Annotated in this window: 11 protein-coding genes; 6 read left to right on the top strand and 5 right to left on the bottom strand. The window is 72.1% G+C overall.

Features of this window, described 5'->3' with window-relative positions; genetic code table 11:
* Positions 1–13 precede the first annotated feature (13 nt).
* Positions 14–1,480 carry a Gfo/Idh/MocA family protein gene (locus tag ACIOKD_RS30535; RefSeq protein WP_402090387.1) on the bottom strand — a complete coding sequence of 489 codons (1,467 nt, stop codon included), beginning with the start codon at positions 1,478–1,480 and terminating at the stop codon, positions 14–16.
* A 218-nt stretch (positions 1,481–1,698) separates the two neighbouring features.
* The gene (locus ACIOKD_RS30530; RefSeq protein ID WP_402090385.1) at positions 1,699–2,223 is read right to left on the bottom strand and encodes a MarR family winged helix-turn-helix transcriptional regulator; all 525 of its coding nucleotides are present in this window, start codon (positions 2,221–2,223) and stop codon (positions 1,699–1,701) included.
* Positions 2,224–2,330: 107 nt separating this feature from the next.
* Here ACIOKD_RS30530 and ACIOKD_RS30525 point away from each other — a divergent pair, with 107 nt between their 5' ends.
* Both ACIOKD_RS30525 and mltG read left to right on the top strand, forming a co-directional pair.
* Positions 2,331–4,130, top strand: a complete 1,800-nt coding sequence (locus ACIOKD_RS30525) for an ABC transporter ATP-binding protein (RefSeq protein ID WP_402090384.1) — start codon at positions 2,331–2,333, stop codon at positions 4,128–4,130.
* Positions 4,131–4,173: 43 nt separating this feature from the next.
* A complete protein-coding gene (mltG, locus tag ACIOKD_RS30520; RefSeq protein WP_402090382.1) occupies positions 4,174–5,019 on the top strand; it encodes an endolytic transglycosylase MltG in 846 nt (281 codons plus the stop codon).
* 75 nt (positions 5,020–5,094) lie between these two features.
* On the opposite strand, the gene ACIOKD_RS30515 is transcribed toward mltG, so the two are convergent.
* Positions 5,095–6,177, bottom strand: a complete 1,083-nt coding sequence (locus ACIOKD_RS30515; protein ID WP_402090555.1) for an NAD(P)-binding domain-containing protein — start codon at positions 6,175–6,177, stop codon at positions 5,095–5,097.
* A 477-nt stretch (positions 6,178–6,654) separates the two neighbouring features.
* Here ACIOKD_RS30515 and ACIOKD_RS30510 point away from each other — a divergent pair, with 477 nt between their 5' ends.
* From ACIOKD_RS30510 to ACIOKD_RS30495, 4 genes are all read left to right on the top strand, one after another.
* Positions 6,655–7,077, top strand: coding sequence for a secondary thiamine-phosphate synthase enzyme YjbQ (locus tag ACIOKD_RS30510; protein ID WP_402090380.1), 423 nt, complete (start codon positions 6,655–6,657; stop codon positions 7,075–7,077).
* A 158-nt stretch (positions 7,078–7,235) separates the two neighbouring features.
* On the top strand, positions 7,236–7,889 hold the full coding sequence (locus tag ACIOKD_RS30505; protein ID WP_402090378.1) for a CHRD domain-containing protein: 654 nt from the start codon (positions 7,236–7,238) through the stop codon (positions 7,887–7,889).
* Between the two features lie 171 nt (positions 7,890–8,060).
* Positions 8,061–9,701, top strand: a complete 1,641-nt coding sequence (gene pgm / locus ACIOKD_RS30500; RefSeq protein WP_402090376.1) for a phosphoglucomutase (alpha-D-glucose-1,6-bisphosphate-dependent) — start codon at positions 8,061–8,063, stop codon at positions 9,699–9,701.
* A gap of 257 nt (positions 9,702–9,958) precedes the next feature.
* Positions 9,959–10,774, top strand: coding sequence for an SAM-dependent methyltransferase (locus ACIOKD_RS30495; RefSeq protein ID WP_402090374.1), 816 nt, complete (start codon positions 9,959–9,961; stop codon positions 10,772–10,774).
* Positions 10,775–10,790: 16 nt separating this feature from the next.
* Here the strand turns inward: ACIOKD_RS30495 and ACIOKD_RS30490 are convergent, their stop codons facing one another.
* Positions 10,791–11,711 (bottom strand): helix-turn-helix domain-containing protein, encoded by a 921-nt coding sequence (locus ACIOKD_RS30490; RefSeq protein WP_402090372.1) that lies wholly within the window; start codon positions 11,709–11,711, stop codon positions 10,791–10,793.
* A 143-nt stretch (positions 11,712–11,854) separates the two neighbouring features.
* Entirely contained in the window at positions 11,855–23,863 is a 12,009-nt protein-coding gene (locus tag ACIOKD_RS30485; RefSeq protein ID WP_402090370.1) for an amino acid adenylation domain-containing protein, read from the bottom strand.
* Positions 23,864–23,914 lie beyond the last annotated feature (51 nt).

Below are 23,914 nucleotides of genomic sequence, written 5' to 3'. Positions count from 1 at the left end.
GCCCGTCCTGCCGTCAGTCGTCCTGCGGCTCCGGCGAGTCGATGCCCGGCCGCTCCTTCCTCCACAGACCGCGGGTGAAGTCCGGGATCGCCTGCGGTGCCCCGTGCGCCTTGATCGAGGCGTGACTCAGCGGCACTGGAGCGGTCCAGGTGGCGGCGTCGTAGACATCGAAGTCCGGTACGAGCCCGAGCCGGATGGACTGCATCAGACGGAACAGCATGATGTAGTCCATCCCGCCGTGTCCGCCGGGCGGGTCGGAGTGCTCCTTCCACAGCCAGTGGTCCCACTCCGCGTACGCCGAGAAGTCGCCCCAGACGTCGTCTGTGTGGTCGGGCTCTATATAGATCCGCTCCGGATAGTCCTCGAAGACCCCCTTCGTGCCGCCGAGGCTGTTGATGCGCGAGTACGGGTGTGGCGTCGACACATCGTGTTCGAGCCGGATCACCCGCCCCTTGGCGGTCTGTACGAGGCTGATGGTCCGGTCGCTCTCGATGTACGTCTCCTTCCAGCTCGGGTCGCCCGGCGGCATGTGTTCCGCGCGGTACTCGGCGAGGCCCAGCGAGGGTGTGCCGAAGCTGGAGATGTGGGTGACGCGGTCACCGCGGTTGACGTCCATGTAGTTGGCGACGGGGCCGAAACCGTGATTCGGGTAGAGGTCGCCGCGCAGCCGGGTGTGCCACAGCCGCCGCCAGGGACCTTCGTAGTAGTCCGGGTCGAACATCAGGCCGCGCAGATCGTGGTTGTAGGCCCCGGCGCCGTGCAGCAGCCGGCCGAACTTCCCCGCGTGCGCCATGCGCAGGACCCGCATCTCGTTGCGGCCGTAGCAGCAGTTCTCCAGCTGCATGCAGTGTCTGCGGGTGCGTTCGGAGAGGTCGACCAGTTCCCAGAGCTCGTCGAGCCGCATCGCGATCGGACACTCCACACCGACGTGCTTGCCGCTCAGCATCGCCGTGCGCGCCATCTCGAAATGCAGGTCCCAGGGCGTCGCCACGTACACGAAGTCGAGGTCACCGCGTGCGCAGAGAGCGACGAAGTCGTGCTCGCCCTTCGTGTACGTCGCCGGGGCGGGCTGTCCCGCGGCCACCACCTTGGCCGCGGCTCTCGCGGTCTTGTCCTTGACCGGATCGCACAGTGCGACGACCCGGACGCCGTCGAGGGCGAGGAACAGGTCGATCATGCCGCCGCCGCGGTTGCCGAGCCCGATGATCCCGACCCGCGCGGTCCCGCGCCGCTCGAACGGCACGCCGATCATGGTTCTGCCCTGCGCGGCGGGTGCGGCCGGTTCGCTGTCCGCGGTGGCTTCCGCCGGCGCGGCGGATCCGGCGGCGTGCGCCGTGCCGCCGCCACCCGCGAACGCACCGAGCCCCAGCCCCAGCCCCAGGCCCGTACCCGTGACGCCCGCGGTGCGCAGGACCGAGCGTCGGGAGTGGCTTTCGGGGTCCTTCTCGTCGGGTTCCGGTGTCGCGTTCTCGTCGTGCATCGGACCTCCTCGGTGGGGGCGCGGGTTCGCCGCGCTGTCACCCTCCTAGGAGGCGGACCGGGGGACAAGGGGCGGAAGTGGCCAGGTGGTTGGACTTCCGGCACCGGACCTTTGGACTTCCGTGCACGTCCGGACCGACGTCGTCAGGACGCCTTCTCGCAGTGGCTCGCAGTGGCTCGCAGTGGCTAGCAGTGGGGGACACGCGGGGCGACGGGCTCTCAGCAGGCGCGCCCCGGTCCCCGGACGATGTCGACCCCGTGGGGCGGGGCGGAGGTACCGTCGGCCGGCTCGACCCCGTCGGGAGGGGCGGAGGTACCGTCGACCAGCGTGTCCAGCAGTCCGCCCAGCACCGCGCGCTGTTGGCCCGTGAGGGGCGCCAGGATGTCCTCCGCGGCCTCCCGGCGTGCGCCGTGCAGCTCCCGCAGCACCCGCCCCCCGTCCTCCGTCAGCTCGATGCGGATGACCCGCCGGTTGGTGGGGTCCGGCACGCGTCGTACCTTGCCGCTCGCCTCCAGGCCGTCGACCAGGGTGGTCACGGCCCGCGGCACCACCTCAAGCCGTTCGGCCAGATCGGCCATGCGCGGCGGCGAGCCGTAGTGGGCGAGGGTGCGCAGCAGCCGGGACTGGGCCGGGGTGATGCCGAGCCCCCGCGACTGAAGACGGCGCTTCTGGATGCGGTGCACACGGCGGGTCAACCGCAGCAGCTGCTCGGCGAGCAGGCCGTCGGCGTCGGGGGTGTCCATGGCGGGAACAATATCAGGACTATGTTCATTGTGAGTATAGGTAACAATGAGCTATGCTCCGGCAGTCTTCGAACCGTCCTCAGTCCTCTCACATCCCGTAGGAGCCCATGCCCCGCGACGACATCGACTGGACGCCGCCACTTGTCGAGGCAGGACAGCCCCGGCAGGTGCGCCGCATCCTCGCACTCTTCCGTCCTTATCGCGGCCGGCTGGCCGTCGTCGGCCTGCTGGTCGGCGCCGCGTCCCTGGTCTCGGTCGCCACGCCCTTCCTGCTCAAGGAGATCCTGGACACCGCGATCCCGCAGGGCCGCACCGGCCTGCTGGGCCTGCTCGCGCTGGGCATGATCCTCAGCGCCGTGCTGGGCGGTGTCTTCGGTGTCCTGCAGACCCTGATCTCCACCACGGTCGGCCAGCGCGTCATGCACGACCTGCGCACGGCCGTCTACGACCGGCTGCAGCGCATGTCGCTCGCCTTCTTCACCAGGACGCGTACCGGCGAGGTCCAGTCGCGCATCGCGAACGACATCGGCGGGATGCAGGCGACGGTCACCTCGACCGCCACCTCCCTGGTCTCCAACCTCACCAGCGTCGTCGCCACGATCGTCGCGATGGTCGCCCTCGACTGGCGGCTGACCGTCGTCTCGCTGCTCCTGCTGCCGGTGTTCGTGTGGATCAGCCGTCGCGTCGGCAACGAACGCAAGAAGATCACCACCCAGCGCCAGAAGCAGATGGCGGTCATGGCCGCCACCGTCACCGAGTCGCTCTCCGTGAGCGGCATCGTGCTCGGCCGCACGATGGGCCGCTCCGAATCCCTCACCCGCTCCTTCGCGGAGGAGTCCGAGAGCCTCGTCGACCTGGAGGTCCGGTCGAACATGGCCGGACGCTGGCGGATGGCCGTCATCGGCATCGTCATGTCCGCCATGCCGGCCGTCATCTACTGGGCCGCGGGAATGGCCCTGCAGCTCGGCGGCCCCTCGGTCTCCATCGGCACCCTGGTGGCGTTCGTCTCACTCCAGCAGGGCCTGTTCCGCCCGGCCGTCAGCCTGCTGTCCACCGGCGTCCAGATCCAGGCCTCGCTCGCCCTGTTCCAGCGCATCTTCGAGTACCTCGACCTGCCCATCGACATCACCGAGCCCGAGCGTCCGGTCCACCTGGACCGGGTCAAGGGCGAAGTGCGCTTCGAGGGCGTCGAATTCCGGTACGACGACAAGAGCGGCCCGATCCTCGACGGCATCGACGTCACCGTGCCCGCCGGCAGCAGCCTCGCCGTCGTCGGCCGGACCGGCGCCGGGAAATCCACGCTCAGCCACCTCGTCCCGCGTCTGTACGACGTCACGGGCGGCCGTGTCACCCTCGACGGGGTGGATGTGCGCGACCTCGACTTCGACACCCTCGCGCGCGCGATCGGCGTCGTCTCCCAGGAGACGTACCTCTTCCACGCCACGGTCGCCGACAACCTGCGGTTCGCCAAGCCGGACGCCACCGACGACGAACTGCGCGCCGCCGCGAAGGCCGCGCAGATCGACGACCACATCACGGCCCTGCCCGACGGGTACGACACGGTGGTGGGGGAGCGCGGACACCGGTTCTCCGGCGGTGAGAAGCAGCGCCTCGCCATCGCCCGCACCATCCTCCGGGACCCGCCGGTCCTGATCCTCGACGAAGCGACCAGCGCCCTGGACACCCGCACCGAGCGAGCCGTCCAGGAGGCCATCGACGCGCTGTCGGCCAACCGGACGACCATCACCATCGCGCACCGGCTGTCCACCATTAGGGGCGCCGACCAGATCGTGGTCCTCGACCGTGGGCACACGGCCGAACGGGGCACGCACGAGGAGCTGTTGGCACGAGACGGGCGTTACGCCGCCCTGGTCCGCAGGGACGCCCAACTGGAGCCAACAAGATGAAGATATGTCGAGTTTAGGACGATATGCGGGTTAACGTGCCCGCATGCAGAACTACACTCCGCCCACTCCGCCACGGAGAACGATCCGACTGACGCGCCGGGGCCGGACCGCCCTCATCGCGACCGGTGCCGTCGTGGCGGCCACCGCCGTGGCGGTGCCGCTGCTGAGCACGGACGACAAGAAGGAGCCCCGGGCCCTGGTGATCCCGGAGGGCTGGCGAACCGGCCAGGTCTACGCGGCCATGGACAAGGCCCTCGCCCTGCCCGCGGGCTCCAGCAAGAAGTCCCTGGACAAGGCCCGCCTCAAACTGCCGAACGACGCGAGCGGCAACCCCGAGGGCTACCTTTTCCCGGCGACCTATCCCATCGACAAGAAGTCGACCCCCGCCTCCCTGCTCTCGTACATGGTCGACACGGCGAACAAGAAGTTCGGTGGCGGCACCATCACGGCCGGGGCCGAGCGCAACGCGATGAACGTCTACCAGACCGTCACCGTCGCGAGCATCGTGCAGGCGGAGGCGGCCACCAAGGCGGACATGGGCAAGGTGGCCCGGGTGATCTACAACCGGCTCGACCGGGGCATGCCGCTGCAGATGGACTCCACCATCAACTACGCGCTCAACCGCAGCACCCTGCGGACCAGCCGGAACGACACACAGCTCGAAAGCCCGTACAACACGTACGCGCGGATGGGGCTGCCGCCGACGCCGATCGCGAATCCCGGTGAGGAGGCCATGCGTGCCGCGGTCGCACCGACGCAGGGCGACTGGCTGTACTTCGTCACGGTCAAGCGGGGCGACACGCGCTTCACGGCCGACTACGAGGAGCACAAGAGGAACGTCGCCGAGTTCAACCGCGCCGGCAAGGGCGCCTCGGCGTCGTCGGGCTGAGCCGGGCCGCGATGACGGCGTGGTAGGTGCTCTCGGGGCCCGCCGCGCCCCTCCGGGGGCGCGGGAAATCGTACGTCAGCCACCGGCCTCCACGGCGACCGAGGCGACCGGCGCGACGGACACGACCGGAACGGCAGGGTCCACCGTGGCGAGCGGGGTGACCCGCGGAGCGTCCGACAGCAGCCGCCTGATGTCCCGTACCGCCGCCCGCCCGGCACGGTTGGCGCCGATGGTGCTCGCCGACGGCCCGTACCCGACCAGATGGATCCGTGGATCGGCGGCCACCCGGGTCCCTTCGATGCGGATGCCTCCGCCGGGCTCGCGCAGCCGCAGCGGGGCCAGATGGTCGACAGCCGCGCGGAAGCCGGTCGCCCACAGGATGACGTCCGCGGCCACGTGACGCCCGTCGTCCCACTCCACGCCGTCCGGAGTGATCCGGTCGAACATCGGCAGCCGGTCCAGGACCCCGTCCGCGAGGCCCTGACGGATCGCGTCGTTGAGCGGCAGACCGGTCACCGACACGACACTCTTCGGTGGCAGCCCCTGACGGACCCGCTCCTCCACGAGGGCGACCGCCTCCCGGCCCACGTCCTCACTGAACGGCCCCTCCCGGAACACCGGCGGCCGTCGCGTCACCCAGGTGGTCCCGGCCGCGTACGGGGCGATCTCCAGCAGATGCTGCGTACCGGACGCGCCCCCGCCCACGACGACGACGCGCTGCCCGGCGAAGTCCTGCGGGCCGGCGTACCGGGCGGTGTGCAGTTGCCGCCCCCGGAAGGTCTCCTGACCGGGATAGCTCGGCCAGAACGGCCGGTCCCAGGTGCCGGTCGCGTTGATCAGCGCCCGCGTCGCCCACGTACCGTCCGACGTCTCGACGCGCAGTCGGCCCGCGTCGCCCTCGCGTACGGCCTTTACGTCGACCGGCCGCCGTACGCGCAGGTCGAAGGCGTGCTCATAGGCGGCGAAGTACTCGGCGACGACCTCGGAGGACGGCCGGTCGGGGTCCGCGTCCGTCAGCTCCATGCCGGGCAGCGCGTGCATGCCGTGCACCTTGCCGTACGTCAGTGACGGCCACCGGAACTGCCAGGCGCCGCCCGGCCGCGGCGCGTGGTCCAGGACCACGAAGTCCCGCTCCGGCTCGAAGCCGGTGCGCCGCAGGTGGTGGGGGGCGCCCCCCGCCCCCGCGGCGGCCCCCCCCCCCCCCCCCCCCCCGGCGGGCGGGGGGGGCGGGGGGGGGGGGGGGGGCCCGCCCCCGGCGCCCCCCCCCCCCCCCCCCCACGACCACATCGACTTCCCGTACCCGCGCTCCCGTGTTGTTCACGCTTCTACCAACTGTGCGGGAGGCGCGGATCTTCCCGGGCGGGCCGGTCCAGGCGGCCGGTTCGGTGCCCGGACGCTCCAGCAGTACGGCGCAGCCCCGGCGCTGCCCCAGCTCGCCGACGAGCCGGTGTGCCGGTGTGCCTGGACCCGGGCCCGTGCGTCCAGGGCGCGCGGGCAGGTGCCGTGGCGCGGAGAGGGAAGCGGACCGGAACCAGGTGTCCAGAACCGCCGGCACAACCGGTAGCACAACCGACAGCACGGCTGTCCCGGAGCCGTCACGGGTGTGGAGCTCCCTGCGTGGGTCAGGATTGGTTCATGTCCGATGCCTTCACCACCCGTGTCCTGAACATCACCTCCGGCTCCAGCGAAGCGGTCGTCGACCTCACCCGTGCGTGCGAGACCTTCCTCCGGGAAGCGGCGGGCGGCCGTGACGGCCTGCTCAATGTCTTCGTTCCCCACGCGACAGCGGGCGTCGCCGTCCTGGAGACGGGCGCCGGCAGCGACGAGGACCTGATCGCCGCTCTCCACACCCTGCTTCCCGCCGACGACCGCTGGCAGCACCGCCATGGGCGCCCCGGTCATGGCAGGGACCACGTCGTACCGGCGATCGTGCCCCCGCACGCCACCCTGCCGGTGATCAACGGGCGGCTGGAACTGGGGACGTGGCAGTCGGTGTGCCTCGTCGACACCAACAAGGACAACCCCGACCGCACGGTGCGGCTGAGCTTCCTGGGGTGAGCGGGACCGCCCTTGCGGTGTCAAGGTCGCGTCGCGAGTGACCGGAGGCCGTCTCAGGAGTGTCTCAGGGCTGTCATGGGGTGAGGGGTGCCGTGAGGGCAGTCCGTGTGGTGGGTGACGGGCCGCGAAACAACCGCGGTCGCAGCACGGGGAAGGGCATGACTGCCATGAAGAGCAAGCGCTTTGGAATGATCGCCGTATCCGCTGTCGCGGGTGCGCTTCTGCTGACCGCCTGCAACGGGGAGGACACCGTGACCGGCGCCGAGGCCGGCCGCCCGGCCGCCGGCGGGCACGCGTCATCCGGTACGGAGCACGCCGGTGCGCGGGGCGTCGGTCGGTGGGAGAAGAACGCGGCGGACGCGGCGTTCTTCGGTTCGGTCCTCACCGGTGCCGACGAGGTCCCGGTCGAGGGCGGTCCCGCGGTGGGGGACAAGGACGGGCACGCGCTCGCCCTGATGCGGATCCAGGGCGACCAGGTCTCCTACGCGTTCACCTTCACCGGGATCGGGACGCCGACCCTGGGCCATCTCCACAAGGGCGTCAAGGGTGTCAACGGCGATGTGAAGATCCCCTTCTTCACGGAGAAGCTCGCGGACGGCAGGAAGTTCGTCTTCGGCACGGTCACCGTCGACGACAAGGACTTGCTGGGGGGCATCAAGGCCAACCCCGAGAACTGGTACTTCAACATCCACACCGGTGAGTTCCCCGGCGGGGCCGTCCGCGGCCAGGCCTACGCGCTTCCTTCCGGTGTCGACGTTCCCGACACCATGAACGAGGACACCCTCACCGCCGTCATCAAGGACGTCGAGTAGTCGGGGCGAGGGTCCGGGCGCCCTGCGGGGTCCCGGGCCCTCGCCGGCCGGGTACGGAGGGCGCCGACATCGCGTCGCGCGGTGTGCGTCCCGGAAGGCCGGGCAGGGGAGAATGGGTCGGCACGCAACGGACTCGATGGTCGACCTTGCTTGAGGCTTAAGGAGCGGGACATGCAGGACGCGCGAGCAGGGCAGGTCGCGGGACCCGGGGATCTCGTCGATGTGGCACGTCTGGTCACGGCGTACTACGCGCTGCACCCCGACCCGGCCGACCCCGGGCAACGGGTGGCCTTCGGCACCTCGGGGCACCGCGGCTCGTCCCTCACGACGGCGTTCAACGAGGACCACATCGCGGCCACCAGCCAGGCCATCTGCGAGTACCGCACCGCGCAGGGCACCGACGGCCCCCTCTTCCTGGGCGCCGACACCCATGCCCTGTCCGAGCCGGCGCGGGTCACGGCACTGGAGGTGTTCGCCGCCAACGACGTGAGCGTCCTCATCGACCAGGGCGACGGCTACACACCCACCCCCGCGGTCTCGCACGCCATCCTCACCCACAACCGCGGCCGCACCTCGGGCCTCGCCGACGGGGTGGTGGTCACCCCCTCGCACAACCCGCCGGCCGACGGCGGCTTCAAGTACAACCCCCCGAACGGCGGCCCGGCCGGCTCCGATGCGACCTCCTGGATCCAGGACCGCGCCAACGACATCATCACCGCGGGCATGAAGGACGTACGCCGCATCCCCTACGCCCGTGCCCTGACCGCACCCGGCACCGGCCGCCACGACTTCCTGGGCACCTACGTCGCCGACCTGCCGAACGTGCTGGACCTGGACGCGATCCGGGCGGCCGGCGTGCGCATCGGCGCCGATCCGCTGGGCGGCGCCTCGGTCGCCTACTGGGGCCGGATCGCCGAGCAGCACCGGCTCGACCTGACGGTGGTCAACCCGCTCGCCGACCCCACCTGGCGTTTCATGACGCTGGACTGGGACGGCAAGATCCGTATGGACTGCTCCTCGCCGTACGCCATGGCCTCGCTCATCGAGCAGCGCGACCGGTTCGACATCGCCACCGGCAACGACGCCGACGCCGACCGGCACGGCATCGTCACCCCGGACGGCGGCCTGCTCAACCCCAACCACTACCTGGCCGTGGCGATCTCCTATCTCTTCTCGCACCGCGAGCAGTGGCCCGCCGCGGCCGGGATCGGCAAGACCCTCGTATCGTCCGGGATGATCGACCGGGTCGCGGCGGACGTCGGCCGGAAACTGGTCGAAGTCCCGGTCGGATTCAAGTGGTTCGTGGACGGCCTGTCCGACGGGACGCTCGGCTTCGGCGGCGAGGAATCGGCCGGCGCGTCCTTCCTGCGCCGCGACGGCTCGGTGTGGACCACCGACAAGGACGGCATCATCCTGGCCCTGCTCGCCTCCGAGATCACGGCCGTCACCGGCGAGACGCCCTCCCAGCACTACGCGCGGCTCACCGAGCGCTTCGGTGCCCCCGCCTACGCGCGCATCGACGCCCCGGCCTCCCGCGAGGAGAAGGCGCTGCTCGCGAAGCTGTCCCCCCGCCAGGTCACCGCCGACACCCTCGCGGGCGAGCCGGTCACCTCGGTCCTCACCGAGGCACCCGGCAACGGCGCCGCCCTCGGCGGGGTCAAGGTCTCCACCGCCAACGCCTGGTTCGCGGCCCGCCCTTCGGGCACCGAGGACGTCTACAAGATCTACGCGGAGTCCTTCTCCGGTCCGGAGCACCTGCAACAGATCCAGGAGGAGGCCAGGTCCATGGTGCTCGCGGCCCTGAACACCTGACACCGGCCCGGCTCGGACCCCGAGTGCTCGACTTCCCGTGGATTCGGTGCCGTCGCCTCACCGGAGCGCGGCTTCGCGGGCGGCCGAAGCCGCTGGGGCAGGACGGCAATCGAGCCAACGAGTGGCCGAACAGGGTGTGTTGGGGCCGGTGTTGCACATGCGCCGAGGCGTGAGGAATAACGTGGGCGCCCACGACCGGCGTTCGACGGTTCCGTGGTCCTCACACCACCCACGCATACGCACGCACAGGAGCGTCCATGACTGACGAGGCAGAGAACTCCGAGCGGGAGGCGTTCTCCAAGATCGATACCTCCGTGCCGCAGTCGGCCCGGATCTGGAACTACTGGCTGGGCGGGAAGGACAACTACGAAGTCGACCGGGTGGCCGGCGACGCGTTCCGCGCCCTCTTCCCCGGTATCGAGACCGGAGCGCGTGCCGCCCGGTACTTCCTCGCCCGCGCCGTCCGTCATCTGGCCGCCGAGGAGGGCGTCCGGCAGTTCCTGGACATCGGCACCGGACTGCCCAACGTGGACAACACCCACCAGATCGCTCAGCGGGTGGCCCCCGAGAGCCGGATCGTCTACGTCGACAACGACCAGCTGGTACTGGCACACGCCCGCGCGCTGCTCACCAGTACACCGGAAGGTGTCACCAACTACGTCGACGCCGATCTGCGCGATCCGGGGACGATCGTGCGGGAAGCCGCCAAGACGCTCGACTTCGACCAGCCGGTCGCTCTCATGCTGATGGGCATCCTGGGCCACATCGAGGACTACGACGAGGCACGCTCCATCGTGCGGCAGCTGGTGGACGCGCTGCCGCCCGGCAGCTACCTCGTGCAGTACGACAGCACCGACACCAGCCAGGCGTACGTCGAGGCCATCCAGCAGTACAACGAGGGCGGCTCGATCCCGTACATCCTGCGCGGCCCCGAGCAGATCGAGGGCTTCTTCGACGGTCTGGAACTGCTCGAACCGGGTGTGGCGTCGTGCTCGCGCTGGCGCCCCGACACCGAGGCCCTGGGCCTGCCCGCCGAGGTGCACCAGTACGGCGGTGTCGCCCTCAAACGCTGAGGCCGTCCGTCGGGGGTCAGGTCTCCTGGAGGATGCGGTGCAGGATCGTGGGCGTCTCGTCCGGTGACTCGGCTTCGAGCACCAGGCGGTTCATGACATCCCAGTACCGTTCGATCTCGGCCGGCTTGTCGGGATAGAGGGCGGTGGCCAGCTGTTCGAGACAGACCACGTCGGGCAGTTGACCGCCGGGCAGGCGCAGGATGGTGACCGGACCGCCCTCGGCCGCGTAACCGCCGGCGAGGAACGGGATGATCTGGACGGTGACCTGAGGGAGCCGGCAGAGCTCGATGAGATGCCTGAGCTGGGCGCGCATCGTGTCGATGCCGCCCACCGGGCGCCGGAGCGCCGCCTCGTCGATCACGGCCCACAGTCGGGCGGGCGGCTTCCGGCGCAGAACCCGTCGGCGCTCCATGCGCAGCGTGACGCGCCGCTCGATCTCCCGCGCGCCGGCGCCCGGGTGGCCTAGCCGGATGGAGGCGCGCGCGTAGGCGGGGGTCTGCAGGAGGGCGGGTACGCGCTGTACCTCGAAGCAGCGGATGACGCTCGCCGCCTGTTCGGCCCCGAGGCAGGTCTGCATCCAGGCGGGCACCACATCGCTGTAGTACTGCCACCAGGCGGGGGTGTTGGCCTCTTCGGCCAACGCCAGCAAGGTGGCGCGCTCGGCTTCGTCCGTGACTCCGTAGTGCGTGAGCAGATCGGCCACGTCACGCAGTTTGCACCCGTGCCGGCCGCCCTCCAGTCGGCTTATCTTGGACCGGGAGGCGCGGATGACATGCCCCGCGGCCTCGCGGGAGATCTCCTTCTCCTCCCGCAGCGCGCGCAGCCGTGCGCCCAGCACCAGACGCGGCATCACGGGACCGGCCGACTGGCCGTCCAGAACTCCGCGGTCGGAGACACGGCCGTCGAACGGCGAACCTAAGGTTTCTGTGGTGCTCATGGGCAGTCTCCCTGCGGTGAACGCAACTCCGCGCGCATCCGAACACTGTGCCCGGCCATCCTAGGGGCTGTCCTGTACATGATCTTGGACTCGCCGTCGGGACGGGGAACGGGCTGGCTCGATCGGGGCCGGAGCGCGTGCGTTCAGCGGGAGCCGGCTCCTGCCACGCGCACACCCGCCAGGGGGTCCGGTCCGACGGTGTGGCCGAGCAGGTGCAACGGGCCCGCTGTGACCCCCGCGCGTTCGGTGGCCTGCCAGTAGGCGAGGGCCGCCGATCCGTCCACCAGACCGCGCACCAGCGGCAGTCGCGGGTCCGCCGCGTGCAGCAGGGACTCCGTTCGGCAGGAGGCGAGGGTTCCTGCCAGCCATGGCTGGGCCAGGTATCCGGCCGCCGCCGCTGCCGGCAGCCCTTCGGCGATCTCGCGGCTGAGGTCGCCGAGACGCAGGAGTCCGCCGCCCAGGACGAGTACGTCCCGGTGTTCCCGCATTCGGGCCAGCGCCCGCCCGGTGTCGAAGCAGTGCGGGAAGGAGTCGTCGACCACGACGGTGCCGGGCGTCAGCCGGTCGACGTCCAGGAGTGTGTGGGTGCTGCTCACCGCCGTCACCAGCAGACCGGCCCCGTACACGGCGTCGGGCAGTGTCGGCCGGGATTCCACCACCTCCACCTCATCGGCCCGGCCGCGTTCCTTCAGTCGTTGTGCGAGGTGCCGCAGCCGTGGTCCGCTGCCGGGCGCGTCGCAGAGCAGCAGCCGCCGTGGCGGTCGGGCGGCCCGGGAGAGCAGCAGGTCCAGGGAGGCCGTGCCGATCGATCCCAGCCCGACGAAAGCGACGTCGAGGTCCGCCAGGTCCTTTCCGGTGGCGTCGAGTGCCGCGTGCACGGTCCGGACCACGGAGACGACGGTCGCCGCGTGCCCGGTGGTCACGGCGGCCGGGCCCAGGTCCGTGGAGCGCAGTACGTCGAAGCCGTAACCGGTCAGCGAGGGGATCATGCCGGCCAGGGAGACGCACCGGGCTCCGAGCGAGGAGGCCAGTGACACCGCGCGGGCGGTGTGCGCGACGAGTTCGGGGTCCCGGCCGAGTTCGTCGGAGAAGAGGGGCACGCAGACGAAACCCGACCTGCCGAGCGGTGTGCGGACCGTCTCCAGCAGGCGTGGCGCGCCGTCGGGGAACAGCATCGCGCGCAGGTCCTCCCGTCGCAGAGCGTCCTCGGGCAGCCCTGCCAGCCGGGCCAGGTGGCCGGGGGCGGGCAGATAGCCGACCAGGGCGGCGTCCATCGTCTCCCGGGACCGGGGCGGGCTCGACGGGCGGCTCGAAACGGGTGAGTTCACGGCGTGTACGAGCCGTTCCCGCAGCGCCTGAGCGAAGTCGGCCAGCGCCGACGGGGAGAAGACCGCGGCCGATCCTCGTACCGTCACGCGCAGTCCGGTGCCCTCCGGGCGTGCGGCCAGGAACACGTCCGTCGCCGACGACGGCGGCGCGAACGCGCTGTCCCCGTCGTCCCACGAGGCGGTCAGCGACTGCCCGTGCGCAGCGGCGAGAACGGAGAAGTCGAGGTAGGTGAAGAAGAACTGCGAGGTCAGGGGCAGTCCGTCGGCGTTGCGGGGCACGATGTCCTCGTGCCTGCGCGCCTCTTCGGCCTCGGCGACGACGCGCCGCAGGGCGGCACCGAAGTCCGGTTCCGGTTCACCGGGCGGCACGGTCGTCGGCCGTACGGGTACGGCGGTGGCGAACGGGCCGAAAACACGGTGTGCGTCGAGCGCCAGGCCCCGGTCGCGACCGCTCACCGCCAGGCCGACGATCAGGTCCGCCTGGCTCGTGAGCCGCGCCAACTGCTGGTGGTACGCGGTCAGCAGCGGCGCGTACAGGGTGGCTCCCGCCTTCGCCGCGAGCGCCCGGAGCGCGGCCGTCCGCCCGGCGTCGAGTACGAATCCCGCCGACACGAACTCCGCGCCGTCGTCCTTGTCGGTGGTGCGCAGAGCGGGCTGCCGGTAGAGGGCGTCGACCCGGGCCCGCCGCTCCGCCGCACCCGGCGCGGTGTCCGGCTGCGACTCGGCCGACAGCAGGGCGTGGTCACGGAAGGTGGTACGCGGTGCGGGCAGTTCGGGAGTGCGGCCCGCGGCCAGCCGGTCGTAGACGGCCGTCAGCTCCTGTACGAGGAGTGCGGCGCTGTATCCGTCGCCGATGACGTGGTGTGCGTGCACGATGAGGACGTGTTCGTGTTCTGTGACGGTGAGGACCCGGAGCCGGAGCAGCGGCCAGGCCCATGGTTCGAAGCGCCGCCGCGCCTCGGCCGCCGCGTGTTCGTCCACCTCGGTGGGGTCGGTGAGTGTCTCGAAGGTGACCGGCAGGCGCAGGGAGGGCGGGAGTTCCTGCTGGACGGGCGGTCGGGCGCCGGCGGGGAAGACGGTACGCAGCATGCCGTGGCGTTCCACCAGCAGGTCCACCGAGGCCTGAAAGATCTCTGGATCCAGTGGGCCGGACAGCCGCAGCCGCGCGGGCCAGGAACCGCCTCCGCCCGGCGAGAGGGCTTCGGCGAGGAGGAAACCGCGCTGGGCCGGCGTGACGGGGAAGGGTTCCGCGTGGTCCGTGGGCGCGGTCGCCGCCGGTGCCGGATGCCCTTCCGCGGCGGTCGCGTCCACCGCGGCGGCCAGCTTCGCGAGGGTGCGGTTCTCGTAGATGACGGTGGGGCGGGGCAGCGGTGCCTTGGTCTCGCCGAGCCGGGCGAACACCTGAAGGACGAGCAGCGAATCGCCGCCCAGGTCGAAGAAGTCGTCCTCCCGGGAGACGGAGTCGACCTCCAGCAACTCGGACCAGACGGCGGCCAGTCGGCGCTCGGTGTCCGTGGCGGGGAGAGCCGCCCCGCCGGTGGCCGCCTCCGGAGCCGAGGGGGCGTCTTCGAGCGCCCGGCGGTCGATCTTGCCGGTGCCGCTGAGCGGCAGCCGGTCCAGCACGGGGATCCGCGCCGGGATCATGTACGGCGGCAGGAGACCGGCCACGTGACGGCGCACGTCCGGCGGTTCCGGCTGCCCGGCACCGGGCCGGGGGGTGACGAACGCCAGCAACCGTCCCTCACGTGCGACCACCGACGCCTGAGTGATCCCGGGATGCGTCTGCAGAACCGCCTCGACCTCTCCCGTCTCCACCCGGTTGCCACGGATCTTCACCTGGTCGTCGATCCGCCCCAGGAACTCCAGGACTCCGTCGGCGCGGAGCCGGACCCGGTCGCCGCTGCGATACCAGCGCCGACCGTCCCGCACGGTGAACGCCGCCGCGGTCAGCTCGGGTTGCCCCAGGTAGCCGGGGGTCAGGCCGACTCCCGCGATCAGCAGTTCACCCGGCTCCTCCTCGGGGCAGGGCACGCCGTCGGCGCCGACCACGATCAGGTCGGTGCCGGTCACCGGCCGTCCGATCGGCAGCGTCCGCACGTCGTCGGCCGGACGCGCCGTGATGACCTGGCAGGTGGCGTTGATCGTCGTCTCGGTGGGGCCGTACAGGTTGGCGATCCGCTGCCGGTCGCCGAACAGGTCGAACCAGCGGCGTACGTGCGCGGCGGACAGGGCCTCCCCGCCCACGTGCACCCAGCGCAGCGCCGACAGGTCCGGGCGTCCCGCTCCCCGGCGTACGCGCTCCTCGGCGGCCGACAGCAGTTGCTCCCACAGCGTCGGGACGGAACTCCACACGGTGATCCGTGTCCGCTCCGCGTACGCCAGCAGCAGCTCGGGATCGCGCAGCAGGTCCCGCGGTACGGTCACCACGGTGCCGCCGACCAGCAGGGGTGCGAGCAGTTGGCGTACCGAGGCGTCGAAGCACGGTGACGCGGTCTGCGCCAGGCGGTCACCGGCGTCGTAGTCGAACGTCCCGATGGCCCAGTCGAGGTAGTTCTCCATCGCCCGATGTGTGATCGGGACCGCCTTGGGGCGGCCGGTGGAACCCGAGGTGAAGATGACATACGCGATCGCGTCGGGAACCGAGGTCGACGCGGGTACGGGCGCTGTGGTGTCCGTCCGCGGGTCCGGCGAGCCGTCGGCGCGTACCGCACGCACTCCGTCGTCGCCGAGCGACTCCGTGACACGCACGGTCGGTTCATGGCACACCACGGTGGAGACGTCCGCGCGCCGCAGTTGGTCCGTCAGCCGGGCGGCCGGGTACGTCGGGTCCAGCGGGACCCAGCCCGCTCCGGTACGCAGGATGCCGACCACGCCGATCACGGTGTCCGGGCCGGGCTCGGTGAGCAGACCGACCAGGTCACCCGCCCGTACACCGGCGGCGTGCAACCGCGTCGCCAGGAGCTGGGAGGCGCGGTCGAGTGCCGCGTAGGTGAGGGCCGTTCCGTCGGCTTCCACGGCGGTGGCGTCGGGCGTGGCACGGAACCGGCGGAGCAGTCGGCCGACCACACCGTGCGGTTCGTCGGTCTCCCGGGGAGACCCGGAGAGCGGCGTGCACAGAGCGGCCAGTTCGGCGCGGTACTGCCTGTCCAGGCGCGTCACCGTGCGCGGGTCGAACAGAGGCAACGGGAAGTTCCACGACATGCGCAGCGTCGACCCGTCCGCCCAGCACAGCAGGCTCAGCCGGGTCGCGGCCGAACCGGTGCCGGCCGCGTCGGCCCGTACCTCGACCGGGCAGTCGGCCGCCATGCGTGCCGGGAAACGGGCGAAGCTGAAGCCCGCCGGGCTCGCGGTGCGGGAACCTCCGCCGGACAGGAGGCCGGCCAGGTCGAGGCTGCTCAGCCCGGAGTGCCGTTCGCTCTCCAGCCAGCTGCGGCGCAGCCGTCGCGCCAGCGCGACGACCGGTTCCTCGGGGGCCGTGCGGCAGAGCAGGGGGAGGGTGTCGGCGAGCGGGCCGACGAGCCGGTCCACGTCGGGGAAGCGTTCCTCGCGCCGAGCGCGGGCCACGTTGACCGCGATGTCCTGCCGTCCGGTCCACCGCGACAGACAGCGCACGTACGCGGCGAGCAGCAGATGGAACAGGGACACGTCGTGTGCGGCGGCCAGCCGTTCCAGGCCTGCGGTGAGAGTCGCGTCGAGCGAGCCGTAGTGCTGCACGAGCGGGCCCGACGGAGGCGCGTCCGGATCGCCGTCGTAGGGCAGCCGCAGGGGTTCGCCGCCCCCGGCCCGGTGTTCGGCCAGCCGCTCGGTCCAGTAGCGGCGGTCGGCATCCGAGGCGGTGGTGTCGGAGGAGCGAGTGGTGCGGGCGTACCGCGCGAAGCTCGGCGCGTCCGGCGCCGGCCGCGGGTGTTCCCCCCGCCACAGCGCGGTGTACGAGGACCACAACTCCTCGGCCAGGACGTTCAGGCTGTATCCGTCCGCCGCCGCGTGGTGGACCACCAGCAGCAGATGCGCGACATGTGCCTCCTGGCGGAGCAGCACGGCCCGTACGGGCGGTCCGGTCGCCAGGTCGAAGGGCTGGTTGCAGAGAGCCGTTTCGAGGTGGGCGACCTGCTCGGCACCGCACTCGCGGACCTCGTACCAGGTCGACAGCAGAGTAGCCGGAGCCAGACGTTGCACGGGGCCGGTGCCGGTGCCGGAATCGTCGATCCGCAGGCGCAGCATGCCGTGCCGTTCGGCCAGGGCGGCCAGCGCCTGCCCCAGGACATGGGTGTCCAGGGGACCGCGGACCGTCATCCGCAGATGACCGCGGGCCGGGACGCCGGGATGCAGCCGACTGCTGGTGTGCAGGGCCAGCTGTACGGGGGTGAGGGCGAAGGCGGCCGGGTCCGTGGCGGGTAGGGGAGCGGACGCCTCTGCCCCCGCTCCGGCCGGGGCGCTGTCCGTGTCCAGGTGGGCGGCCAGTTCCCGTACGGTCCGGTACTCGAAGAAGAGCGTGGCGGGCAGGGACCGCCCCGTCCTGCGTTCGAGTCGCTTGACCAGGTCGACCGCGCCCAGCGAGTCCAGCCCCAGGGAGAGGAACGGCGCGTCGTCGTCGACGGTGGACGCCGGGACGCTCAGCGACTGTGCGAGCAGTTCCCGCAGCAGTGTGGCGGTGCCGGACACGGGTGTCATCGTGTCGGCCGCGGACCGCGGCGCGGGCAGCGGCTCGCGCGTACTCGGCGGGCGGGTGCGGACCCGGTCCGGCTGGGCCGCGGTCCGGTCGGCGAGGACCAGTTGCGCCTCGTCGGTGCCGCACGCGGTCCGCAGTGCCGCCAACGCCGGCGCGGTCGCCAACGGCCGGCTCCCCTCGGCGGGGAAGGCATCGGCGGGGAGGGTATCGGCGGCGAACGCGGCGGCGAGGCCCGTCTCGGCGAACGGCCCGAGGTTCACCGACAGCCACGGCCGCCCCGCCCGCCGCTCGGCGCCGGCGAACGAGTCGAGGAAGGAGTTGGCCGCCGCGTAGGCACCAAGTGCCCCGGCCAGTCCCGGCAGTATCGAGGAGACGGAGGAGAACGCCACGCACACGTCGGGGGTGCGTCCGTGCCGCTTCAGCGCCTCGGACAGCAACACGGTGCCGAGCGTCTTCGCGCCCAGCGCCTCCATCGTCTCCTCCACCTTCGTCCCGCGCAGACTTCCAGGACGTACGACTCCGGCCGCGTGGAAGACGGCGTCCGGCGCGGGCAGTTCGGCGATCAGCGCCTCCACGTCGTCCCGCGAGGTGAGATCGGCCCGGTGGTAGCGGGCGTCGGCGCCGAGGCCGGTGAGTTCCGCCAGCAGACCCGCGGGCGGTTGCGGGGAACGGCCCGTGAGCAGCAGTACCGGGCGGCCACGCCCGGCGAGTTCCCGGGCCAGGGCGGAGCCGAGGCCCCCGGCGCCGCCCGTGATGAGGAAGGTGCCGTCGGCGGGCAGCCGGTCCGGGAGGCCGGGCGGATTCGCGGTCCTGGGTGCGACGGTCGCCTCGGGTGTGACGATCGCCTCGGGCGTGACGGTCCGTACCAGCCGCTGTCCGTCCCGCCAGGCGACGGCGCCGGCCGCCTGGGGTGCGGTCACTTCGGCGAGGACGGCTCGCGACCGCTGCTCGGCGTCGTCGAGGCAGGACAGGTCGACCCAGTTGGCCACCGCTCCGGCGGACTCCGACGGCACGGCGAGCGTCAGGCCGCCCAACACCGCCTGGACCGGACTCGGTCGTTCGCGGCCGTGCCCGGTGGCGTGCGCGTCCTCGGTCACGACGAGCAGGCGGCCGGCCCCGGTCACGTCGAACAGGGTCAGTGCCTCGTGGAACGCCGCGATCAGCTCGCGCTGGATCCGCTCGATCTCGGCGGACGTGCCACGGGCGGTGGGCCCGGCCAGCAGGATCACCGCCTGCGGGCGGACTCCGGGGACAGCGCCGGTCCGCACGCCCTGGTCCGCGAGGCGCTGGGTGAGGTCGTACACGGCTGTCGAGTCCGGGCCGGTCACCAGCACCGGTCCGCACGCGTTCGGCGACAGGGGTGTCCTCTGCCAGGTGACGCGGTGCAGCAGGCCTGGCCGCGCGGCATCGGGCCAGTGGCGGCGCCGCTGATACGGATAGGGCGGCAACGGAACCCGCCGACGGCCCCGGTCGAGTTTCGTACGGTCCAGTGGCGCACCGCGGGCCCACAGGTGCGCCACCGTCTCCAGCAACTCGCCCGCTCCGCCCGGCGCATCGTCCTGCGGAGTTCCGGAACGTTTCCGCCCTACGGGCGCGGAGATCACGAGGACGTCCCTGTCGGAGCCGGTCCTGTCCGCCGGCTCCCGCGCGGCGGCGGTCGCCCGTACGAGACCTGCGAGGCTCTCCGGCGACCCCAGTTCCACGAACGTGTCGTAGCCCTCGTCGAGCAGCCGGGTCACTGCCCGCCCGAACAGCACCGGTCGCAGCGCGTGTTCGCGCAGGTGGTCCGGGTCCATGCGCGGCTGCCACTCGGCGGTGAGCGTGCTCAGCACCGGAAGGCCGGGATCATCTGTGGCCCTCAACCCAACCGCTGCCGCTGCCAGTTGCCGGGCGATCGGCTCCATCAGCGGTGAGTGGAAGGCGCGCGACACCTCCAACGCGCGTACGGACGCGCCCCGCGCGGAGAGTTCCCGCGTCGCCCGTTCGACCGCCTCGTGGCTGCCGGAGAGCACCAGCCTGCCGGGCCCGTTGTAGGCGGCGACCGCGAGCTCGTCGGGAGCCGCCGCCACCAGGGTCGCCACCTGCTCCTCGTCGGCTCCCCGTACCGCCGCCATCGCGCCCGGCGGAGTCGACGTGCCCATGAGGCGTCCGCGTTCGGCCGCGAAGGCCAGGGTGTCGGTGAACGACAGCGCTCCGCCGACGCAGGCGGCGGTCAGTTCTCCGACGCTGTGCCCGACGACTGCGTCCGGCCGTACGCCCCAGGCCAGCAACTGCCGGGCGAGCGCCACCCCGTGGGCCACCAGCAGTGGCTGCGCGACCTCGGTGGCGGCCTGGGCCGCCGGGTCCACGTCGGGCTCGACGGACCAGGCCGTCAACTCCCGTCCGTGCACCGGGCCGACATGGGCCGACGCCTCGTCGAGCGTGTCGCGGTACACCGGCGCCGTCGCGTACAAGGCCCGACCCCGGCCCGGTCGGAGCGCACCCTGGCCGGGGAACACGAAAACGGTCCGCGGCCGGTGCGTCACCGTCCCGCCGACCGCGCCCGGCAGCCGGCCACCGCCGGGAGCCGTGGCGGCGGCCAGGCGTTCGCGCAGGTCACCCCCGGCCACAACGGCGAGGCGATGAGCACCCTCGTCGCGGGCCGTGGCCGCCGCCCGGCACACGTCACCCTCGTCCAACTCCGGGTGCGCGTGCAGATGGTCGAGGAGGCGGGACGTCCAGGCGTCCAACCCGGCCGCGCTGTTCGCCGACAGGGTCAGCAGGTGCGGGCCACTGCCGCCGGCCCGTTCCTGTGCCGTGGGCGGCGGTGCCTGTTCCAGTACGGCGTGCGCGTTCGTGCCGCCGAAGCCGAAGGCGTTGACACCCGCTCTGCGTGGATCGGACGGGCCGGCCGTCGCCCAGGCCCCGGTCTCGGTGACCAGCGCGAATCCGGAGCGCTCGACGGCGGGCGAGGGCGGCGAGTGGTGCAGGGAGGCGGGCAGCCGGCCGTGCCGCAGTGCCAGTACGACCTTCACCAGGGAGGGCAGGGCGGCGGCGTTCAGCAGGTGTCCGACGTTGGTCTTCACCGAGCCCAGCAGCCGTGGCAGACCGTCCGCGCGCGCGGGGAAGGCGTGGGCCAGTGACCGCAGCTCGATGGGGTCACCGACGGCCGTGCCCGTCCCGTGCGCCTCGACATACGTCACCGATGCCGGATCGACGCCGCAGACCTCGTACGCGCGCGTGATCACCTCGCGCTGTCGCAGGGGGTTGGGTGCCATCAGGCTCAGTGAGGTGCCGTCGTTGTTGACGGCGGTGCCGCGAACGAGGGCGAGTACGTCGTCACCGTCCCGGTGGGCGTCCTCCACGCGTCGCAGGACGAGGGCCGCGCCGCCCTCGCCCGGTACGAAGCCGTCGGCGGCCGTGCTGAACGCGCGGCTGCGTCCGGTGGGGGAGAGGGCCTGGGCGGCTTCCAGGGCCTCGTGTCCGTCGGGAGTGAGGTGGAGGTTGACTCCGCCGACGACGGCTGTGTCGCACTCGCCGTCCGCGAGACTGCGGCGGGCCAGGTGCAGCGCGACCAGACCCGATGAGCACGCGGTGTCCACCGCGAGGGCCGGGCCGTCCAGGTCGAGGCAGTGCGAGACCCGGGCGGCGACGAGATGGGGGAGGTTGCCCGTCAGTGTCGTCGCGGACGGCGGCAGGGCGGGGGAGGCGTCGGCGAGGATCCGGCGGTAGCCGCTGTCTCCGACGGCGGCGAAGACACCGATGCGCAGGCCGCGTCGGCGGGGTCCGGCGTAACCGGCGCGTTCCAGGGCCTCGTGGGCGAGTTCGAGGAAGATCCGGGCCTGCGGGTCGAGCGTGCGGGCCTCTTCGTCGCCGATGCCGAAGTGGGTGGCGTCGAAGGCAGCGGGGTCGTCCAGGAAGGCGCCCCAGCGGCCGGGCTGTGCGGTGCCAGCGGTGCCGGCGGTACCCCAACGGTCCTGTGGCACCTCGGTGACGGCGTCACGGCCGGCTGTCAGCAGGTCCCAGAACTCCTCCGGCGTGCTCGCGCCGGGGAAACGGCAGGCCATCGCGACGACCGCCGTCGCCGACGACGCGTCATCCGGTGAGGACCGAACCGACGGACCGTCCGAAGCCGGCTTGTGCGGCGCCGTGGCCTCCCCCGCCATGCCCAGCAGGTGGTCGGTGAGCGCGGCGACGGTGTCGTGGCGCATCACGGCCGGCCCCAGCGTGACCCCCAGGGACTCCTCCAGCCGGGCGAGCGCCTCCATGGCCTTCAGCGAGGTGCCGCCCACCTCGGAGAAGCGGTCCTTGTCTCCGAAGGAAGCCTCCGGCAGACGCAGTGCCTGAGCCCAGGCACCGCGCACCACTTGCCGCATGGCGTCGTACGAACGAGGGGCCGCGGGGGCCGCGGGGTTCACGAGGGCTGCCGGGATTCCGCAGGGCGGGGGCGGGGGCGAGGGCGTGGGCGGGGGCGGGGACGACGAGGACGCCGAGGGCCGGTACGCGCCCTTCTCGAAGCGGGCCCTCATCCGCTGCCGTTGCAGCTTGCCGCTCGTGGTGCGCGGGAAGGCCGACGGCGGCAGTGCGAGTACGCGCACGTCGTCGTGCCCCAGTGCGGTACGGAGCCGCCGTGCGACCCCGTCCAGGACCTCGGCGGCACCGCGTGGCGGCCGGGCCCAGGGTACGAAGACCACCACGCGCTCGCAGCCGGTCACCGGGTCGGTCGAGCCGATCACCGCCGGGTTTCCTGGCGGCAGCCCGGGGCTCGTGCTCGCGACCTCCTCCATGTCCGGGGCGTGGAAGGTACGGCCGTTGAGGAAGAGAACGTCCTTGTGGCGGCCGCTGACGCACAGGCGGCCGTCGCGCAGGAATCCCAGGTCCCCGGTCCGCAGCCACCCGTCCTCGGCGAAGGACAGCGCTGTCGTCTCCGGCAGCCGGTGGTAGCCGCGGGCGATCTGCGGGCCCCGCACCTCGATGTGACCCACCCGCCGGTCGCCCAGCGACCGGCCGGTGTCGTCGGTGATCCGGACCGAGCAGCCCGGCACCGGCGGGCCGACGTCCATCACTTCCACGACGTCCATCACTTCCACGACGTCCGTCGCTGCCAGGACGCCCGTCCCCGGCAGGCTTTCCCCGTCCGCCTCGCGTTCCACCACCACGCCCCGGGCGAGTGCGGCTCGCTCCAGGGTGACGGGAACCGCCACTTCGCCCAGCGGCGGGAACGTGACGGCCAAGGTCGCCTCGGCCAGCCCGTACACGGGTGTCGCCGCCCGCGGGACCAGCCGGGCGGGACGCATCCTGGCGGCGAAGTCCCGCCACACCGTCGCGGAGATGGGTTCGGCCCCGACCAGGATCAGCCGTACCGGACTCAGGTCGAGTCCGGCGAGTACGTCCTCGGGTACGCGCCGGATGGTCAGCGCGAGCGCGAAGTTGGCGGCCGACAGGACCGTGCCCCGGTGCCGGGCGGTCACGTCCAGCCACAGGCGCGGGTTCTTCGCGAACGACAGCGGGCCGATCTTCACCTGCTTCGTCCGTGAGGCCAGCGGTGCCAGATGGGTGCCGATGAGCCCCATGTCGTGGAAGTACGGCATCCAGCTGACCAGGACATCCCGCTCGGACAGGGCCGAGACGGCGACTATCTGCCGCAGGTTGGCCACCACGGCGGCGTGGGTCAGCTCCACACCCTTGGGCGCCCCGGTGCTGCCGGACGAGAACTGCAGGAACGCCAGGTCGTCGGGCGCGGGCATCGCGGGTGCGGCCGGTGTCGGGCACTCGCGCAGTGCCTCCAGCCGCAACACCTGGACAGAACCCGGTAGTTGCTCGGCCACCTCCGCGCAGGCCGCGTCCACCACGACGGGCGGGCGGCCGAGGTGTTCCCACACAGGCCCGACCCGCCGTACGTCGGGCGCGAGCGGCACCGGAACCAGGCCGGCCGCCAGCGCACCCCAGAACAGCGGCTGGAAATCCTCGCTGCGGTCCGCGAGCACCGGCACACAGGTACCCGGGGCGACTCCTGCGGCCCGGAGGCCGCCCGCGACCCGCAGGGACTCTTCGAGGAGTTGCCGGAAGGTGACGGCCACTTCGCTGCCGTCCCCGCGGACGTGGACGACGACTTGTCCAGGTGCCCGGTGGGCCGCGTCCAGCAGCACGTCCAGCAGCGTTTCGGGAGGAGTCATGAGTCCGTTCGTTCGTGCGTGGGCGAGCTGTCGGTGCCTGAGCGAAGCGTC

The organism is Streptomyces sp. NPDC087844 (assembly GCF_044742785.1).
In the GTDB taxonomy this organism is placed as follows: Bacteria; Actinomycetota; Actinomycetes; order Streptomycetales; family Streptomycetaceae; genus Streptomyces.
Note: the sequence above shows the minus strand (reverse complement) of the source record. Positions and strands in the feature narration are given on the sequence as shown.

Excerpts from the sequence above, each read along its gene's own strand:
- ACIOKD_RS30505 (WP_402090378.1), top strand. The coding sequence starts at position 7,236 with ATGACTGCCATGAAGAGCAAGCGCTTTGGAATGATCGCCGTATCCGCT.
- ACIOKD_RS30525 (WP_402090384.1), top strand. The coding sequence starts at position 2,331 with ATGCCCCGCGACGACATCGACTGGACGCCGCCACTTGTCGAGGCAGGA.
- ACIOKD_RS30485 (WP_402090370.1), bottom strand. The coding sequence starts at position 23,863 with ATGACTCCTCCCGAAACGCTGCTGGACGTGCTGCTGGACGCGGCCCAC.
- pgm (WP_402090376.1), top strand. The coding sequence starts at position 8,061 with ATGCAGGACGCGCGAGCAGGGCAGGTCGCGGGACCCGGGGATCTCGTC.
- ACIOKD_RS30490 (WP_402090372.1), bottom strand. The coding sequence starts at position 11,711 with ATGAGCACCACAGAAACCTTAGGTTCGCCGTTCGACGGCCGTGTCTCC.
- ACIOKD_RS30535 (WP_402090387.1), bottom strand. The coding sequence starts at position 1,480 with ATGCACGACGAGAACGCGACACCGGAACCCGACGAGAAGGACCCCGAA.
- mltG (WP_402090382.1), top strand. The coding sequence starts at position 4,174 with ATGCAGAACTACACTCCGCCCACTCCGCCACGGAGAACGATCCGACTG.
- ACIOKD_RS30530 (WP_402090385.1), bottom strand. The coding sequence starts at position 2,223 with ATGGACACCCCCGACGCCGACGGCCTGCTCGCCGAGCAGCTGCTGCGG.
- ACIOKD_RS30510 (WP_402090380.1), top strand. The coding sequence starts at position 6,655 with ATGTCCGATGCCTTCACCACCCGTGTCCTGAACATCACCTCCGGCTCC.
- ACIOKD_RS30495 (WP_402090374.1), top strand. The coding sequence starts at position 9,959 with ATGACTGACGAGGCAGAGAACTCCGAGCGGGAGGCGTTCTCCAAGATC.